The 15,025-nt window shown below is 70.7% G+C and carries 17 protein-coding genes and 1 pseudogene; 8 read left to right on the top strand and 10 right to left on the bottom strand.

From position 1 onward, the window contains the following. Nucleotides 1–35: 35 nt before the first annotated feature. The gene (locus tag C4J65_RS01475) at nucleotides 36–1,514 is read right to left on the bottom strand and encodes an aldehyde dehydrogenase family protein (protein WP_115740701.1); all 1,479 of its coding nucleotides are present in this window, start codon (nucleotides 1,512–1,514) and stop codon (nucleotides 36–38) included. Nucleotides 1,515–1,591: 77 nt separating this feature from the next. Between C4J65_RS01475 and C4J65_RS01470 the strand changes: the two genes are divergently transcribed. Further along, nucleotides 1,592–2,197 carry a TetR family transcriptional regulator gene (locus C4J65_RS01470; protein WP_115740700.1) on the top strand — a complete coding sequence of 202 codons (606 nt, stop codon included), beginning with the start codon at nucleotides 1,592–1,594 and terminating at the stop codon, nucleotides 2,195–2,197. 41 nt (nucleotides 2,198–2,238) lie between these two features. Here C4J65_RS01470 and C4J65_RS36465 read toward each other — a convergent pair. From C4J65_RS36465 to C4J65_RS01460, 3 genes and pseudogenes are all read right to left on the bottom strand, one after another. Next, a pseudogene (locus C4J65_RS36465) lies at nucleotides 2,239–2,325 on the bottom strand (IS5/IS1182 family transposase); the annotation flags it as partial. Between the two features lie 61 nt (nucleotides 2,326–2,386). Further along, on the bottom strand, nucleotides 2,387–3,304 hold the full coding sequence (locus C4J65_RS01465; protein ID WP_115740699.1) for an NADP-dependent oxidoreductase: 918 nt from the start codon (nucleotides 3,302–3,304) through the stop codon (nucleotides 2,387–2,389). A 40-nt stretch (nucleotides 3,305–3,344) separates the two neighbouring features. Continuing rightward, nucleotides 3,345–4,436 (bottom strand): alkene reductase, encoded by a 1,092-nt coding sequence (locus C4J65_RS01460; RefSeq protein ID WP_115740698.1) that lies wholly within the window; start codon nucleotides 4,434–4,436, stop codon nucleotides 3,345–3,347. A gap of 103 nt (nucleotides 4,437–4,539) precedes the next feature. On the opposite strand from C4J65_RS01460, the gene C4J65_RS01455 reads away from it, so the two are divergent. Then, complete coding sequence (locus C4J65_RS01455; RefSeq protein WP_115740697.1) at nucleotides 4,540–5,004, top strand: MarR family winged helix-turn-helix transcriptional regulator; 465 nt, start codon at nucleotides 4,540–4,542, stop codon at nucleotides 5,002–5,004. Nucleotides 5,005–5,042: 38 nt separating this feature from the next. On the opposite strand, the gene C4J65_RS36460 is transcribed toward C4J65_RS01455, so the two are convergent. Together C4J65_RS36460 and C4J65_RS35970 are read right to left on the bottom strand one after the other, a co-directional pair. Further along, entirely contained in the window at nucleotides 5,043–5,285 is a 243-nt protein-coding gene (locus tag C4J65_RS36460; RefSeq protein ID WP_240330359.1) for a hypothetical protein, read from the bottom strand. A 284-nt stretch (nucleotides 5,286–5,569) separates the two neighbouring features. Continuing rightward, complete coding sequence (locus C4J65_RS35970; RefSeq protein ID WP_162832939.1) at nucleotides 5,570–5,740, bottom strand: hypothetical protein; 171 nt, start codon at nucleotides 5,738–5,740, stop codon at nucleotides 5,570–5,572. Between the two features lie 545 nt (nucleotides 5,741–6,285). Here C4J65_RS35970 and C4J65_RS01440 point away from each other — a divergent pair. After that, a complete protein-coding gene (locus C4J65_RS01440; RefSeq protein WP_115740695.1) occupies nucleotides 6,286–7,116 on the top strand; it encodes a MerR family transcriptional regulator in 831 nt (276 codons plus the stop codon). A 52-nt stretch (nucleotides 7,117–7,168) separates the two neighbouring features. On the opposite strand, the gene C4J65_RS01435 is transcribed toward C4J65_RS01440, so the two are convergent. Together C4J65_RS01435 and C4J65_RS01430 are read right to left on the bottom strand one after the other, a co-directional pair. Continuing rightward, entirely contained in the window at nucleotides 7,169–7,687 is a 519-nt protein-coding gene (locus C4J65_RS01435; RefSeq protein ID WP_115740694.1) for an SRPBCC domain-containing protein, read from the bottom strand. Nucleotides 7,688–7,752: 65 nt separating this feature from the next. Beyond that, complete coding sequence (locus tag C4J65_RS01430; protein ID WP_115740693.1) at nucleotides 7,753–8,685, bottom strand: NAD-dependent epimerase/dehydratase family protein; 933 nt, start codon at nucleotides 8,683–8,685, stop codon at nucleotides 7,753–7,755. Between the two features lie 139 nt (nucleotides 8,686–8,824). Between C4J65_RS01430 and C4J65_RS01425 the strand changes: the two genes are divergently transcribed. After that, entirely contained in the window at nucleotides 8,825–9,802 is a 978-nt protein-coding gene (locus C4J65_RS01425) for a LysR family transcriptional regulator (protein ID WP_115740692.1), read from the top strand. A gap of 2 nt (nucleotides 9,803–9,804) precedes the next feature. On the opposite strand, the gene C4J65_RS01420 is transcribed toward C4J65_RS01425, so the two are convergent. Continuing rightward, nucleotides 9,805–10,692, bottom strand: a complete 888-nt coding sequence (locus tag C4J65_RS01420; RefSeq protein ID WP_115740691.1) for a LysR substrate-binding domain-containing protein — start codon at nucleotides 10,690–10,692, stop codon at nucleotides 9,805–9,807. Nucleotides 10,693–10,790: 98 nt separating this feature from the next. On the opposite strand from C4J65_RS01420, the gene C4J65_RS01415 reads away from it, so the two are divergent. The 4 genes from C4J65_RS01415 (at nucleotide 10,791) to C4J65_RS01400 (ending at nucleotide 13,060) form a co-directional block, all read left to right on the top strand. Further along, nucleotides 10,791–11,333 (top strand): GNAT family N-acetyltransferase, encoded by a 543-nt coding sequence (locus C4J65_RS01415; RefSeq protein WP_115740690.1) that lies wholly within the window; start codon nucleotides 10,791–10,793, stop codon nucleotides 11,331–11,333. 194 nt (nucleotides 11,334–11,527) lie between these two features. Next, on the top strand, nucleotides 11,528–11,947 hold the full coding sequence (panD, locus tag C4J65_RS01410; protein ID WP_115740689.1) for an aspartate 1-decarboxylase: 420 nt from the start codon (nucleotides 11,528–11,530) through the stop codon (nucleotides 11,945–11,947). A 49-nt stretch (nucleotides 11,948–11,996) separates the two neighbouring features. Further along, nucleotides 11,997–12,341: a GNAT family N-acetyltransferase gene (locus tag C4J65_RS01405; RefSeq protein ID WP_162832965.1), complete on the top strand. Its 345-nt coding sequence runs from the start codon at nucleotides 11,997–11,999 to the stop codon at nucleotides 12,339–12,341. 32 nt (nucleotides 12,342–12,373) lie between these two features. Beyond that, the gene (locus C4J65_RS01400; protein ID WP_115740687.1) at nucleotides 12,374–13,060 is read left to right on the top strand and encodes an aspartate/glutamate racemase family protein; all 687 of its coding nucleotides are present in this window, start codon (nucleotides 12,374–12,376) and stop codon (nucleotides 13,058–13,060) included. Between the two features lie 430 nt (nucleotides 13,061–13,490). Here C4J65_RS01400 and gndA read toward each other — a convergent pair whose 3' ends face one another. After that, complete coding sequence (gene gndA, locus C4J65_RS01390; protein ID WP_115740685.1) at nucleotides 13,491–14,930, bottom strand: NADP-dependent phosphogluconate dehydrogenase; 1,440 nt, start codon at nucleotides 14,928–14,930, stop codon at nucleotides 13,491–13,493. Between the last annotated feature and the right edge of the window lie 95 nt (nucleotides 14,931–15,025).

Genomic DNA, 15,025 nt, shown 5'->3' with positions numbered 1-15,025 from the left:
AATCCGAGAGGGCACACAACCACCGGCCGCACCGGTCAGGTGTTGATCATCACTGTCTTGGCCTCGGTGTAGGCGCTGAGAACATCGGTCCCGTGCTCCCGTCCGATGCCCGAGCCCTTGAACCCGCCGAACGGCACTGTCCCGGTACTTATGTCGCCGAACGTGTTGAACCAGACGGTGCCCGCGCGTATGCCACGCGCAACACGGTTGATCCGTCCGATGTCTCGGGTCCACACCGAGGCGGACAGGCCGTACTCGGTGTCGTTGCCCCGGGCGATCGCGTCTTCGACGTCGGTGAAGGACATCAGCGCCGAGACCGGACCGAAGATCTCCTCCCGGACAGAGCGCATACCGGGATCGACGTTCTCCAGCAAGGTGGGTGGGATGAACCGCCCGTCGGCTTCCCAGTCCGCGACCCTGGTCACGGTCGCCCCCTCCTCGCGAGCAGTGTCGATCCAGTCGTTGACCCGTGCATAGTGCTCGGGAGCCGCGAGGGGGCCCATCATCGTGCCGGGCTCGAAGGGGTCGCCGGCGACGTACTTCCCCATCTCCTCGAGCAGCAGCTCGCGGAACCGGTCGTAGATCGTTTCCTGGACCAGGATCCGGCTGCCGGCCACGCATCCCTGTCCACTCCCCATCGCGAATCCGGCTACCGCCGTCTGCGCGGCCGCGTGGAGATCGGCATCGTCGAACACGATCGTCGGCGACTTCCCGCCCAGCTCCAGGGTGACCCGCTTGAGATCGCGCGCGGCGGTCTCCTGGATGTGGCGGCCGACGGCCAGTGAGCCGGTGAACGAGATCTTGTCGACGTCGGGATGGCTGATCAGCGCCTCCCCTGTGGTTCCGCCGTCCCCGGTGACGATGTTCACGACACCCGGGGGCAGGTCCGTCTCCGCGAGCAACTGGCCCAGCCGGATCGCCGAGAGGGAACTCCAGAGGGCGGGCTTGGCGACCACGGTGTTGCCGGTGGCCAGCGCGGCGCCGATCTTCCAGACCAGCTGCTGCAGCGGGCCGTTCCACGCCGTGATGGCGGCGACGACGCCGAGCGGTTCACGCAGGACGTAGTGCAGCTTCGAGGGCTCGGAGGGCGCCGCCTGCCCGTAGATCTTGGTGGGCCAGCCCGCGTAGTGACGCAGGACGTCGACGCACTGCCCCGCCAGCCACCGCATGGTCACCAGGGCGCCGCCCATGTCCAGCGAGTCGAGCACGGCCAGTTCCTCGGCGTGCTCCTCCAGCACGTCGGCGATCTGCAACAGCAGACGCCCCCGCTCCTGGGGCGTGATCGCCGACCAGGACGGGGACTCGAAGGCCCGGCGAGCGGCAGCGACGGCACGGTCGACATCCTCGGGGCCCGCCACCGCCACTTCGGTCAGCACCTGCCCGGTGGTCGGGTCCGTGGTCGGCGCCACCTTGCCGGACCGTGCCGGCTCCCAGTTTCCGCCGATCAGGAGACGGAGCGGCCCCTCGGTCAGCAGGGCCGGCGCGAGGCGTTCTCGCTCCGAAGTCGCATTCATGATCACTCCTAGAAGTACCAGTTGGTCCATCTAAGCTAACACGGAGATGGACTGGCTGGTTCATCTAGGATGGAGGGGTGACCGAAGAACGAGAGTGGCGACGGGTACGCAGCGACGGACAGGCCACCCGCCGAAGGCTGCTCGATGCCGCGGCCCGGGAGTTCGCCGACCACGGCATCGCCGGAACCAGGGTGGATCGCATCGCGAAACAGGCACGGGCGAACAAGTCCCAGCTCTACTCCCACTTCCCGAGCAAGGAGGCGCTGTTCGACGCGGTGCTGGCGGAACACGTCGATGCGCTGACCGACGTCGTCCGGCTGACCCCGCACGACCTGCCCGGCTATGCGGTTCGGCTGTACGACGCCTACCTGGCCGATCCGGCCGTGGTGCGGCTGGCGACCTGGAACCGCCTGGAGCGCAGGCCCGTCGGAGCACTGTTCCCGAACAACGGCGACTCGGCGAAGATCGCCGCGCTCGTCGAGCGCCAGGAGGACGGCACCCTCAACTCCGACATCGACGCCCAGGACGTCCATTCGATGGTCATCGCGATGGCCATGACGTGGTCGGCCGCCAGCATCACCACCACGGGAACCGCCTCGGAGGGACAGCAGATCCACCACCGCCGCCGCGCCTCCCTGCGCGAGGCCGTGCGCCGCGCCTTCGTCGACCGACCCGACGTGTGAGACCGTCGCATCACCTCCTCGAACTGGGTGCAGTCGGCACGCTGTCCAGGTGTGATGACCAGTGACAGGATGCGGCAGCGGCCATCCGCAGTCAGGTGGAGCTTGGTGGTGAAACCGCCACGCGAGCGGCGGAGCGCCTTCCGGCTTGCCGCCCCACGCATGGCCGTTGCGTCGCCGTGTCGGGCGCGGTCACGAGGACGGCCCGGTGACGAGGAGCTTGCCACGAAGGTGTCCCGCTTCGCTGCGGGCCAGCGCCCGGTCGAGCGCTTCGAAGGGGTACACGGCGTCGATCTCGACGGTGAAGGTGCCCTCGGCGGCCTGCTCCAGCACGGTAGCGACGGTCTCGGCGGTGAGCTGGGTCGGGTCGCCGCCCGCGACGATGGCACCCCGCGCACCGGCCGCGAAGTCGACGATCGTCACGATGCGGTCGGCGGGGATCAGTCCCTCGACACGGGCGACGAAGTCCCGTCCGGCGGTGTCGATCGCGCCGTCGACACCGTCGGGGGCGGCGGCGCGCAGTTCGGCGGGCATGGTGTCGCCGTAGCCGGCCGGAACGGCGCCCAGGCGCCGCAGGTGGTCGTGGTTGGCGGTGCTCGCCGTGCCGATCACCCGGTGCCCCGCGGCGGTCAGGAGCTGGGTGACGGCGCTGCCGACGGCCCCGGCGGCGCCGTTGACGACGAGCGTCGACGCCGGAGCCGGGTCGAGCAGACCGATCACCCGCTGGGCGGTCTCGGCCGAGGTGACGACGGCTGCCGCCAGCCTGGCATCGAGCCCGTCGGGCACCTTGGTGAGGCGCTCGCGGCGGGTGACCACGACGGCGGCGAAGGCGCCCGAGTCCGCGAAGCCGGCCACCAGGTCACCGGCGGCGAGGTCGTCGACGCCGTCGCCGACCTCCAGGACGGTGCCCGCGACGTCGTTGCCGATGACGACGGGCAGCGGCAGCGGCAGCATCTCGGCGAGGTAGCCGTTGCGGATCTTCCAGTCGAGCGGGTTGACGGCGATCTGCTCGACGCGGACCTTGACGTGCCCCGGTCCGACCTCGGGTTCGGTCACATCGGTCAGGGTCATTCCGTCGGGCCCGTAGGCGTTCAGGGTGTAGGCGCGCATGGTCGTGTCCTTGCTGTGGGTGGGTTCGGTGGTCGACGGTTCAGAGCGCCGGCGGGGTGCCGTCGAGCGCCGGGTAATCGGTGTAGCCGTGCCGGTCGCCGCCGTAGGCCCGGCTCAGATCGGGCTTGGCGAGCGGGGCACCGGTCGCGAGCCGGGTGACCAGGTCGGGGTTGGAGATGAACAGCCGGGCGAAGGAGACCGCGTCGGCCTGCCCGCCGTCGACGAGGCCGAGTCGGCGGGACTGCCCGGCGGTGTCGGCGTCCGCGGAGTTGAGGATGAACGTGCCGGCCCATGCGGCCCGCAGCGCGGGTGTCAGAGCGGGGTCCCCGGCCTCGACCAGGTGGAGGTAGGCGAGGCCGAACTTGTCGAGTTCGGCGACCAGGTGCGGGTAGAGCGTGGCGTAGTCGTCTTCGGCCGTGTCGCCAAGCCCGTTGGCCGGGGAGAGCCGGATGCCGGTGCGTTCGGCGCCGATCGCCGCTGCGACGGCCCGGGTGACCTCCAGGGTGAGTCGGGTGCGGTTCCTCTGCGAGCCGCCCCAGCGGTCGGTGCGCAGGTTGGCGTTGGTGGTCAGGAACTGGTGGAGCAGGTAGCCGTTCGCGCCGTGGATCTCGACACCGTCGAACCCGGCGTCGACGGCGTTGCGGGCCGCGGCGGCGAAGTCGGCGATCGTGTCGGTGATCTGCGCCTCGGTCAGCTCGTCGGGGACGACGTGGTCCTGGAGACCGGTCGGCGTGAAGATCTGTCCCGCCGCCTTCACCGGCGAGGGGCCGACCGGGGTGAGCCCGCCGTGCCCGGAGGCTTCGGTGGTGCTCGGGTGACCGATGCGGCCGGTGTGCATGAGCTGGGCGACGATCGTGCCTCCCGCCGCGTGCACGGCGTCGGTGACCTTTCGCCACGCGGCGACCTGCTCGGCCGCGTGCAGGCCGGGCGTCGCGGGATAGCCCTGTCCGATCACGGAGGGCTGGACGCCCTCGGTGATGACCAGGCCGGCGCTCGCACGCTGCGCGTAGTAGGTCGCCGTGTCGGCGGTGGGCAGCGTGCCGTCGGCGCGGCTGCGGGTCATCGGAGCCATGACGATGCGGTTGCGGAGCTTGAGGGTTCCTGCGGTGGTGGGCTGGAAAGCGGTGGACATGGTTGTTCTCCCGAGGATCGGAACGATCGGATACTTAGCCGAACAAGTAAAACGTAGACCGCATTCCTTGGCCGGACAACTTTTTCGGGAGTACCATCACGACATGCGAGAACAGCCGAGGGAACGGGCCACGCCCGCCGGGGCGGGCCCGGTCAGCCACGCGATCTTCCGAGTGGCACGGCTCCATCGGGTGCTCGCAGGCCGGCTGCTGCGGGACACCGGCCTGCACACGGGACAGGAACTCATCCTGATGGCGCTCTGGGAGCGCGGCCCGCAGCGGCAGGTCGACCTGGTCGCCGCGGTCGAAACGGACGCTCCGACGATGGCGCGCAGCATCGCCCGCCTGGAGAAGTCCGGTCTCGTCCGCCGCAGCGCCTCACCCGACGACCGACGAGCGGTGATCGTCGAGGCGACGGAGGCCAGCCTCGCGCTGCGCGCGAAGGTCGCCGACGCCTGGGCGGAACTGGAGCGCCTGACCACCACCGGCCTCGACACGGCCCGGCAGGCCGAGATCCTGGCCAGCCTCGGTCTGCTGGAATCCGTACTCACGGAGGCAGCCGGTCGCTGAGCATCGAGCACGGTCGCGGACCTCGGGCGGAGGCCCGGTCACCTCTCCCGACGGCTTCGCGCAGGTCTTCCATCAGCGTCGGCGGCGGCTTGCGGGGCTCCTTCCGCCGTCTGCTGAACGGCACCGACTCCACGATGGCCGGCCGCTGTTCCCAGCCAGTCCACGAAGACCTCCCGGAGGCGGTCCAGGTCCTCGGCCGTGACGGTGGCGAGACGCAGACCGTGGTGGAGGGCCAGTTCCCGTTTGCGCGCGACCTTCGCCGCGTACGTCTCCTTCGTCATGAGGCCCTTGGGCTTCGACGAACGTGCCGTCCGCCAGGTGCCAGGTGCCAGGTGCCAGGTGCCAGGTGCCAGGCGGTCCGTAGGCCCGTAGGCCGGTCGTGTTGAGTTCCGGATGGCGCGGGTAGGCGGGTTCCGGCTCATGGGCCACGCCCCAGTGATGAAGGAAGCGCCTCCCAGGCTCGCCGGAGATGCCGGTCCTGACCGTGGGGTTCCGGATCTCCATGAGGTGTCGGGCGGGCCGGGAGGGCCTGAGGTGTGACTGCTGAGGAGGCGTGCGCCGAGCGTCACCGTGCGGTGGACGGAGCCTCGCCGGTGCTGATCACCGCGCAGCGGTGGTGGTCGATGTCGACCACGCGCTTGGTGGCGCCGAAGATCTCCTGGAAGACGGGCTGTGCCGCGCACCGCTCGAACGACTCGCGGTCGACCCCGGAGGCGAGGCTGGCCGGCTGCGGCACCGGCCCACTCGACCCCTGGCAGGCCCACCGCGACTGCGCCGCACCAGCCCCGCCCCCGTCGCCGCGCTCCTCTCCTCGGCGCCGACCTGTCCGTGCTCAGCACGTCTCCCGAGCGCTTCCTGAGGATCTCGGCGGACGCGGCAGCGAGAAGGACCGCGCGGAAAACCTCGTGATCGTGGACCTCGTCCGCAACGATCTCGCCCCGCACCGCCCGCACCGCCCGCACCGCCCGCACCGGCACGGTCACCGCCGACGAGATCATCGCCCTGTCCGACGCGGCCGACGAGTTAGAGGAGACCGCGGTGAAGGCCCGCCCGTTGCTCTCCCTGACCCGAGCGGAGTTTCCCGGCCGCACCTTGGAGCCGGCGCCCTGAGCGGCGTCCGGACCCGCGAGAAGGGGCCCGCGGCTTCGGCCGAGCCGCGGGCCGTCCAGACCTGGACGTGAGACCCGACCTCGTTGCGGGCCCGAGTGGGGTGTAGTTGCACATGCCGTAGTGGCATGTGGTGTCGTCGAGGGCACCCACAGCACGAAAGGCCTGCCTGCGATGTACCCCTCCGCCACACCTCCCCGCGAGGTCAAGATCGGCGATGCCGCCGCATTCGCCGGAACCACCCCGCGCGCCGTTCGCCACTACCACCAGATCGGTCTGCTGCCGGAGCCCGAGCGAGGCGGAGACGGCCGCCGCCGCTACGGCTACGACGACATGATCCGCCTGCTGTGGATCCGCAAGATGTCCGAGGCCGGCATCAGCCTGGACGACATGCGGGGCGCCTTCGACGAAGCCCGGGACGTCGAGGGCGTCCTGGGCCGGCTGGAGGAGACCCTGGCCGCCCAGGAGGCCGACATCAAGCGTCAGCGCGCGGCGGTCCAGCGCCTGCGGACCGTGGGCAGCCCACTGGGCTTGCTCTCCCCGTTGGTCACGGACCGGCTCAGCCACCTGCCTTCTGGCGCTCTGCGCCCCTCCGACCTGGACGCCCTGCTGGTCACGGAACGGATCTTCGGGCCGCTGGGCGCCGCGATCCAGGCCAGCGTGTTCATCACCCTGGCGACCCGTCCCGACCTGCGGGCCGAGGCGGACCGCCTCGACGCGGCCGACGCCGCCCTCGACGACACCGTCGACCCGCACGACCCGCAGGTCGAGGAACTCGCCGCCCAGCACTGCGCCCACCACAAGGCCCTGCTCCAGGCCATCGAAGCGGCCGGACTCGACGTGGCCGAGGAGAGACTCTTCGAGACCTACGACGCCGAGGTGAGCGGCGAGGAGAGCCCCCGGACGAGCGCCCTCGCAGCGGTGACCAAGATGCCCTATGGCTTCTCCGCCGCCCGGACGCGGTGCGTGGAACTCACGGCACAGCTCGTAGCCCGCTCGTTGTAGGCCGTGACCCACAACAACCACGTCGAGACCCTGGTGGGGCGAGTGGCCTTGGTCATGCTGCGGGCTTCGCCCCTTCCGCCTCGGCGGCGCGGGCGAGGCACTCGACCCAGTCCTGGTGGTATCGGTAGAGCGCACCGGGGTGCTTGCGTCCGAGTTCCTCGACGAAGAAGGGGCCCTGCTGCGTTTCCTCGGTCAATACGTGACAGCCGTCGTCCGTGGGGGTGATGACCCAGCCGTGGTACGCGCTCGAACCCGTTTCGTCGCCGTCGACCGTCGTCTCCCACGCGAGCCTGGTGAACGGCTCGTACTCCGTCACGTGGAGAATCATGGGGAAACCTACCGTGACTCGGCTGAACCGGGTCCCCAGAGCCAGTCCCGATCCTCCGGACCGAATCCCTCCGGACCGAATCTTGACCCGGTCCTCGGGAGGGAAGTAGCTCGACCAGTTCTCGGCGTCGACGAGTAGCTTCCACACCACTTCGGGCGGCGCCTTCACGTCGATGTCGTTGAGCGCGTAGAGAGCCGACGCCGTTGGGTCGTACGGTTGGGGCCAAATCACCTTGTCATACATGAAATTCTCCAAACGTTGGACCGCTGCCCGGCGGGCGGTCACGTATTCCGACGATGGATACGCGTTCAGACGCGGCCGACGGCCACCGAGTCCCTGACCGCCTCCAGGCCGGCGGCGTGCGCGACAACGGGCTCGTATCCGAGCTCCGTCACGGCCTTGTCCGTGCGCAGGGTGCACTCCTGCCCGAGGAACCACCGAGCGGGAACGGGGACCTGGCCGGAAGCGGTCTCCGCGTCCATGTCGGGGACGTCGACGTCGACGCCGTAGATCTCGAACTGGGCCCCCAGGAACTCGCGGAGGGTGACACGGTGCCGGTCAGTGACGAAGTAGGCCTGCCCCGGTCGGCCGCGCTGCCATCCGCGGACGAGTCCTTCCACGGCGTTCTCGACGAACGTGATGTCGGTCGTGTGGCGGCCTCCGTCGATCCAGGCGAACTGTCCCGCCTTCGCGGCCGCGACCAGGCTCTCGACGAGGAAGCTGTCGGGTCCCCAGACGAACCGCGGGCGAATCGACACCGTGGCGAAGTCCGGGGTATTGGCGTCGAGCACGATCTTCTCTGCCATGGCCTTCGTGGCACTGTAGGCGGCTTCCGAGTCGGGCCGCAGCGGCGCCGTCTCGTCGACGTCCACGAGCGGGGCACCGGCGAGCAGCGCGGCCTCGCTCCCGCAGTGGACGAAGCGTGGAACCCGCGCGTAGCGAGCAGCGTCGACCGCTGCCTGGGTGCCCCGAACGGTCACCAGTTCATGGCGTTCACGATCAGCGGTGATATCCGTCTCGGCGGCGAGGTGGAACACCACGTCGCGGCCCTTCAGGTCGTTCCGCCACGTGAGCGGGTCGGTCAACTCGCCGCGCACGGGCTCCGCGCCCAGCGCCGAGATCTTCGCAGCCGAAGCCTCGCTTCGAACCAGAACCCCTACCGTGTGCCCCTCTCCGAGGAGTCGCCGTACCAGTACCTGACCGATGAACCCGGAACCGCCGGTGACGAATACGTGTGCCATGGACCTCTCCTTCTCCTTCGCTCTGTGTGAGCCCCTCGCCGCCCTCGGCGGGAAGGTCTCGTGGGTTGGAGCAGTCAGGGATCCGAATGGCTTCCCTCGATCGCAATCATGCTTTGAAGGTTTGCCATACAATTCATGGATGGCTTCTCTGCGGGCACTGGAGTGCCTCGTCGCTGTCGCGGACTCCGGATCGATCACACAGGCCGCGCTGTTGCTGCATTCGTCGCAACCCGCCGTCTCCCATCAGCTCGCTTCGTTGGAACGCGAGACCCGGACGGTTCTGCTTCGCCGCGAGCCTCGGGGGGTCAAGCTCACTTCCGCGGGGCGTGCCGCCGTAGCGGACGCCAGACGAGCGATCGAAGCGGCAGCCTCCGCGGTTCGGTCGGCGCGCGCAGCGGGCCAGGCGGCCGGCGGTGTCCTGCGACTGGTCTGCGCACAGAGCCTCACGGTGCCGCTGCTCGCTGCCGTCGTTCGGCAGTGGCATCACCGATACCCGGAGGTCGCGATCACGCTGCGCGAGTCCACGGCGATGGACGAGGCGCTCGGCCTCGTCGACTCCGACGAAGTCGACGTAGCGGTGCTGACCGCGCCCTCGGCCGGCCGCTTCACGATCACCGCCCTCGCGGAGGAGGAGATCGTATGGGCGGCGCCCGTCGGCCATCCGCTGACCGAGCGGCCGGCCGTCCGCCTCGAGGACCTCGAAGGCGCGCCGCTCGTCCACTTCACACCGGACAACGGCCTCAGCGCCTGGCTCGACCAGTCCCTGGCCCGCGTGGGCGTCCACCCGCAGACGGTGATGAGGACATCGGTGACCGCGACGGCACCGCAACTCGCGGCCGCCGGACTGGGAATCGCCGTGTGTCCCGTGAGCGCGGTCAGCCACGGCTTTCCCGGCGCAGTGCGGTCGTTCTCTCCGCGGTGGGTCAGGCAACTGGTGGCGGTGACGTCCACGGAGCCGGATCCGCTCGTCGCACGCTTCATCGACGATCTGCGCAGTCACGGCATGCGCGTGCCGCGCGATGTGCGGGAGCAGCTCGCGCAGGGCGCTCTTCCGCACGGGACACCCCCGGCCACCGCCGAGGCGGCCCACTCCGGGGCGGGCCAGGATCCGACCTGAGATCACCGCCGTTGGCCGGTTGCCGCGATGAAGGCTTGTACGAGGGGGCGGTCGTCTCCTCGGCGGGTGGCCATGAAGACCTGGCTCACCGTGGTCGGCTCGTCGAGTTCCAGCCTTCGGGCGCCCGAGGGAAGCAGTGTGGTGACGCTGTACGGAGCGACAGTGACACCGAGGCCGGCCGCGACGAACGTGACGATGGTGTGCCAGTTCGAACACTCCTGGGTGACCTTGACGTCGACGCCGGCGTTCCGCAGTGGCCGCGTGTTCGTGTCGAACGCCTTGGGTCCCGCTGAACGCGGGAAGAGGAGCAGGGGGTCGGCGGCCAGCGCTCGCGCTGCCACCCGGTCGCCCACGGCAGCGGGGTGATCTGCGGGGACGACGGCGACGAACCGTTCCGACGCCAGGAGCCAAAGGTCGATGTCGTCCCGCTTCTCGGCATCCCGGACGATTCCGACGTCGGCCGTGCCGCGCTCCAGGGCCGCCAGGACATCGGTGGTGAAGCCGTCGTGCAGTTTGACCTGGACCTCGGGGCGGCGCCGGGAGAACTCCCGGAGGTGCTCGCCGACCATGGTGGTGGCGGAGGTGATGAAGGCGACGTCCAGGCGGCCGGCCTCGCCACGGCCGACGCGCCCGGCCTCGTCGAGGTCGGCGGCCAGCGTGTCCAGAAGACTCTGAGCCCGTGGCCGGAACGCCGCCCCCGCCTCTGTGAGGCGGACGCTCCGAGAGGTCCGCCGGAACAGCTCGACGCCGACGATCGTCTCGAGCTGTCTGATCTGCTGGGACAGCGCGGGCTGAGCGATGTGCAGCCGACGGGAGGCGCGGCCGAAGTGCAGTTCCTCGGTCAGCGCCAGGAAGTACCGCAGATGGCGAAGCTCGATGCGTCGATCCATAGGGGCAGCTTATTGATAGGCACTGATGCTGGTATTGGACATATGGGTGAGCATGGCCGGACGCTGTGGGAAGCGACACCGGAAGGGAGTCCGCACCCATGTCGTATGCCTCTGCCCCCATCGAGGTCTCCTCGATCGCCACACAAAGTGACGCCGAAGCGTTCCAAGCGCTGAACGAGGAGTGGATCTCGCGCCTCTTCACCCTGGAGGACGAGGACCGAGCCGTGCTCGGTGATCCGTTCGGCCGCATCGTGGCCACGGGCGGCGACGTACTCGTGGCCCAGGAGCCGGGCAGTGGGTCGGTGGTCGGCTGCGTCGCGCTTCTGGCGTATCCGGACGATGTGTTCGAGCTGGCGAAGATGGCCGTGGCGCCCGCCACGCAAGGACGCGGCATCGGCCGCCTGCTCATGGCCGCAGCGATCGACCGCGCCAAGGCACTCGGCGGGACACGGCTGTTCCTCGGCACGAACACCAAACTGGCTCCCGCCCTCCACCTCTACGAGGACGCGGGATTCGTCAGAATCCCCCGCAACCGTCTCCCCGTGTCCGACTACTACGCCCGCGCCGACGTCCTCATGGAGCTGGCTGTCGGACCGTCCGACGAAGGCCGGACGAAGATCGCCGTTCAGCGGCAGGCGTGACGGCGATCACGGACGTCCTTCGGGGGCGCTGCGTAGGCTTGGGCTGCCGGCGCCACGGTGGGTTGTGAGGGGGCAGCGTGAGTCCCGAGGAGAGTGCGGGACGGCTGTCCGGACACGCGACTCGTTGTAGGGTGTCGAAATAGCCCTTGACCTGCGAGAACGCGGGCAGGGAGCCTACTTTTGGGAGTGCCCCGATGTTCCGCACCATGTTCAAGTCCAAGATCCACCGTGCCACCGTCACCCAGGCCGACCTGCACTACGTCGGCTCGGTGACCATCGACGCCGAGCTGCTGGACGCCGCGGATCTGCTGCCCGGTGAGCTGGTGCACATCGTGGACATCACCAACGGGGCCCGGCTGGAGACGTACGTCATCGAGGGGGAGCGCGGGTCCGGGGTGATCGGGATCAACGGGGCCGCGGCGCACCTCGTGCACCCCGGTGACCTGGTGATCCTCATCAGCTACGCCCAGGTCGACGACGCCGAGGCACGGTCGTTGCGGCCCCGGGTCGTGCACGTGGACGGCGACAACCGTATCGTCGCCCTGGGCGCCGACGCGTCCGAGCCGGTACCGGGCTCGGACCAGCGACGCAGCCCTCAGGCCGTGTCGGCCTGACGTACCGGTGTACTGACCTGCTGATCCCGCGGGGACGAGGAGCGTGGCCGTGAGTGACATCGAGATCCGTGACGACAGGGCGGCGGGGCGGCTGGAAGCGGTGGCGGCCGGAGAGGTCGTCGGCCGCATCGAGTACTTCGAGCTCGACGGCCCCGAGCGGGCCCTCGTCCCCGTCCACACGATCGTCGAACCGGCCCACGAAGGCCACGGCATCGCCGGTTCCCTGGCGCGTGAGCTGTACGGGATCGCACGGCGGGAGGGCGTCACCGTCGCCCCGCTGTGCCCGTACGTCGTGAAGTGGGCCGAGCGCCACCCGGACGAGGCGCCCGCCGCCGCCCCGGAGCTGCTGCGCGCCGCCAAGGAGTGGCTCGTGGCCCATCCCGAGCTGTTCTGACCGCGGACCAAGAGAGAGGGACGGGGACGCGCGTGCTGGCGCTCTTGCACACCTCGGCCGTTCACGTTCCGGTCTTCGACGCGCTGCGTGACGCGGCGCATCCGGGCCTTGAACTGCGGCATCACGTCGACGCCGGGCTGCTGGAGCGGGCCCGGCGGGACGGGCCCGAGGCGGTGGCCGCATCCGTCGCTGCCGTGCTGACGCGGGCGGTGTCGGAAGGGGCGCGCGCCGCGCTGTGCACCTGCTCGACCATCGGTGGTGTCGCCGAGGCGGCAGCCGCCGTGGCCGGCGTGCCGGTGCTGCGCGTGGACCGGCCCATGGCCGCGGCCGCGGTGGCCGTCGGTCCGCGTGTCCTCGTCCTCGCCGCCCTGGAGAGCACGCTCGCTCCGACGGCGGCGCTGATCGAGGAGGAGGCACAGCGCGCGGGCCGCCCCGTGGAGGTGCGGACCCGGCTGGTGGACGGCGCCTGGCCGCGGTTCGAGGCGGGCGACGTCGGGGACTACCTGCGACGGGTGGTCGAGGCGGCCGACTCCGCCACCGGCGCCGACGTGATCGTCCTGGCCCAGGCGTCCATGGCGCCCGCCAGGGAGTCGACGACGGCCCGCGTCCCCGTGCTGGCCAGCCCCGCGCCCGGACTGGCCGCCGGGGCGCACGCGGCCCGCCGGGTCCGGCCGGGCGGACTGGGCCACCCGGACCCCGGGGTTCCTGCCGGGGAGTGAGTGGGGAGGCGGCCGTCGGGTAGGCGGGGGACAAGTCCACAGAGCCGACGTCGACCGACTGGCCGGAGGACAGCACCATGACGAACCCGTATCCGGATCCCGTCCCGCCCGGGCCCACTCCAGGACCCGCTCCAGGTCCGGACCCGGAGCCACCACATCCGCACCCGGACCCGGCCTCACCACCGGCCCCCGGTCCGGAGCCGACCCCTCCGCCGCCGCCCCCGGGGCCCGGCCCGCAGCCCACGCCCCAGCCTCCGGGGCCCGGCCCGCAGCCGACCCCTCCGCCCCCCGGCCCCGGCCCGCAGCCGCCTCCCGACCCTCCCGGGCCCTCGCCGTCCCCGATCCCGCCGGGGCCCGAGCCGGTGCCCAACCCGGAGCCGGGGCCGCCGCTCACCTGAGCCCAGGGGCGAGGCGGGCACCGGGCAAGGGGCTACGCGGTGACCTCCGACCGGTCCCCGCCCCACAGCGTGTGGAACGCGCCGTCCCGGTCCGTCCTGCGGTACGTGTGCGCCCCGAAGAAGTCCCGCTGCCCCTGGGTCAGGGCGGCGGGGAGCCGCTCGGCGCGCAGGGCGTCGTAGTAGGCGAGGGCGGCGGCGAAGCCCGGCGTCGGCACGCCCTGCCGGGTCGCGGCGACCAGGACCTCGCGCCAGTCGTCCTGCGCGGCGGCGATCTCCTGGGCGAACGTCTTGTCCGACAGCAGGCTCGGCAGGTCGGACCGGGCGTCGTACGCGGCCCGGATGCGGTCCAGGAAGGCCGCCCGGATGATGCAGCCGCCGCGCCAGATCGCGGAGACCGCGCCGAGATCGATGTCCCAGCCGTACTCCTCGCTGCCCGCGGCGATCTCGTGGAAGCCCTGCGTGTACGACACGATCTTCGACGCGTACAGCGCCTGCTCCACCCGGTCGGCGAAGGCCGCCGCCTCCGACTCGCCGAGCGGGGACGCCTTCGGGCCCGCCAGGCCGCTCGACGCCTCCCGCAGTGCCGCGTGCCCGGACAGGGAACGCGCGAAGACGGCCTCCGCGATGCCCGACACCGGCACACCCAGGTCCAGCGCGATCTGCACCGTCCAGCGGCCGGTGCCCTTCTGCTCGGCCTGGTCGACCACCACGTCCACGAAGGGCTTGCCCGTCGCCCCGTCCACGTGCGACAGCACCTCCGCCGTGATCTCGATCAGGTACGAGTCCAGGCGGCCGGTGTTCCAGGTGCGGAAGATCTCCGCGATCTGCGCGGGGGAGTACCCGGCGACGTCGCGCAGCAGCTGGTACGCCTCGCCGATCAGCTGCATGTCGGCGTACTCGATGCCGTTGTGCACCATCTTGACGAAGTGCCCGGCGCCGTCGGGACCGACGTGGGTCACACAGGGCGCCTCGTCCGCGGCCTTCGCCGAGATCTTCTCCAGCATCGGGCCCAGCGACTCGTACGACTCCTTCGAGCCACCCGGCATGATGCTCGGCCCGTGCAGCGCGCCCTCCTCGCCGCCGGAGATGCCGGTGCCCACGAAGTGGATGCCCTGCTCGCGCAGTTCGCGCTCCCGGCGCCGGGTGTCCGCGAAGTGTGCGTTGCCCCCGTCGATGATCATGTCTCCGGGCTCCAGGAGCGGGGCGAACTCCCGGATCACCGCGTCGGTCGGGTCTCCGGCCTTCACCATGATCACCAGACGTCGCGGGCGCTCCAGCGCGGCCACGAACTCCTTGGCGGTCTCGGTCGCGACGAAGTCGCCCTCGCTCCCGAACTCCTCCACCAGCGCGTGCGTGCGCGACGCGGTCCGGTTGTGCACCGCGACCGTGTAGCCGTTGCGGGCGAAGTTGCGGGCGAGGTTGCGGCCCATGACCGCGAGACCTGTGACGCCGATCTGCGCTGTAGTACTCATTGGGTTGGCTCCTAGTGACCTTGGTGTCCGTGGTGCCTGTGTAGGTGTTGCCCTGTGTACGTGGTGCCCCGTGCAGTTGGTGCCGGTGCCCGCCA

This window comes from Streptomyces sp. CB09001, assembly GCF_003369795.1.
GTDB lineage: Bacteria > Actinomycetota > Actinomycetes > Streptomycetales > Streptomycetaceae > Streptomyces.
The sequence above is the reverse complement of the archived record's forward strand: the minus strand, read 5'-3'. Positions and strand labels throughout refer to the sequence as shown.

Bases quoted from the DNA above. Each gene is read 5' to 3' on its own strand.
- C4J65_RS01440 (WP_115740695.1), top strand. From the start codon at position 6,286: ATGTACCCCTCCGCCACACCTCCCCGCGAGGTCAAGATCGGCGATGCC.
- C4J65_RS36460 (WP_240330359.1), bottom strand. From the start codon at position 5,285: ATGACGAAGGAGACGTACGCGGCGAAGGTCGCGCGCAAACGGGAACTG.
- panD (WP_115740689.1), top strand. From the start codon at position 11,528: ATGTTCCGCACCATGTTCAAGTCCAAGATCCACCGTGCCACCGTCACC.
- C4J65_RS01455 (WP_115740697.1), top strand. From the start codon at position 4,540: ATGCGAGAACAGCCGAGGGAACGGGCCACGCCCGCCGGGGCGGGCCCG.
- C4J65_RS01415 (WP_115740690.1), top strand. From the start codon at position 10,791: ATGTCGTATGCCTCTGCCCCCATCGAGGTCTCCTCGATCGCCACACAA.
- C4J65_RS01475 (WP_115740701.1), bottom strand. From the start codon at position 1,514: ATGAATGCGACTTCGGAGCGAGAACGCCTCGCGCCGGCCCTGCTGACC.
- C4J65_RS01430 (WP_115740693.1), bottom strand. From the start codon at position 8,685: ATGGCACACGTATTCGTCACCGGCGGTTCCGGGTTCATCGGTCAGGTA.
- C4J65_RS01460 (WP_115740698.1), bottom strand. From the start codon at position 4,436: ATGTCCACCGCTTTCCAGCCCACCACCGCAGGAACCCTCAAGCTCCGC.
- gndA (WP_115740685.1), bottom strand. From the start codon at position 14,930: ATGAGTACTACAGCGCAGATCGGCGTCACAGGTCTCGCGGTCATGGGC.
- C4J65_RS01465 (WP_115740699.1), bottom strand. From the start codon at position 3,304: ATGCGCGCCTACACCCTGAACGCCTACGGGCCCGACGGAATGACCCTG.
- C4J65_RS01435 (WP_115740694.1), bottom strand. From the start codon at position 7,687: ATGTATGACAAGGTGATTTGGCCCCAACCGTACGACCCAACGGCGTCG.
- C4J65_RS01420 (WP_115740691.1), bottom strand. From the start codon at position 10,692: ATGGATCGACGCATCGAGCTTCGCCATCTGCGGTACTTCCTGGCGCTG.
- C4J65_RS01425 (WP_115740692.1), top strand. From the start codon at position 8,825: ATGGCTTCTCTGCGGGCACTGGAGTGCCTCGTCGCTGTCGCGGACTCC.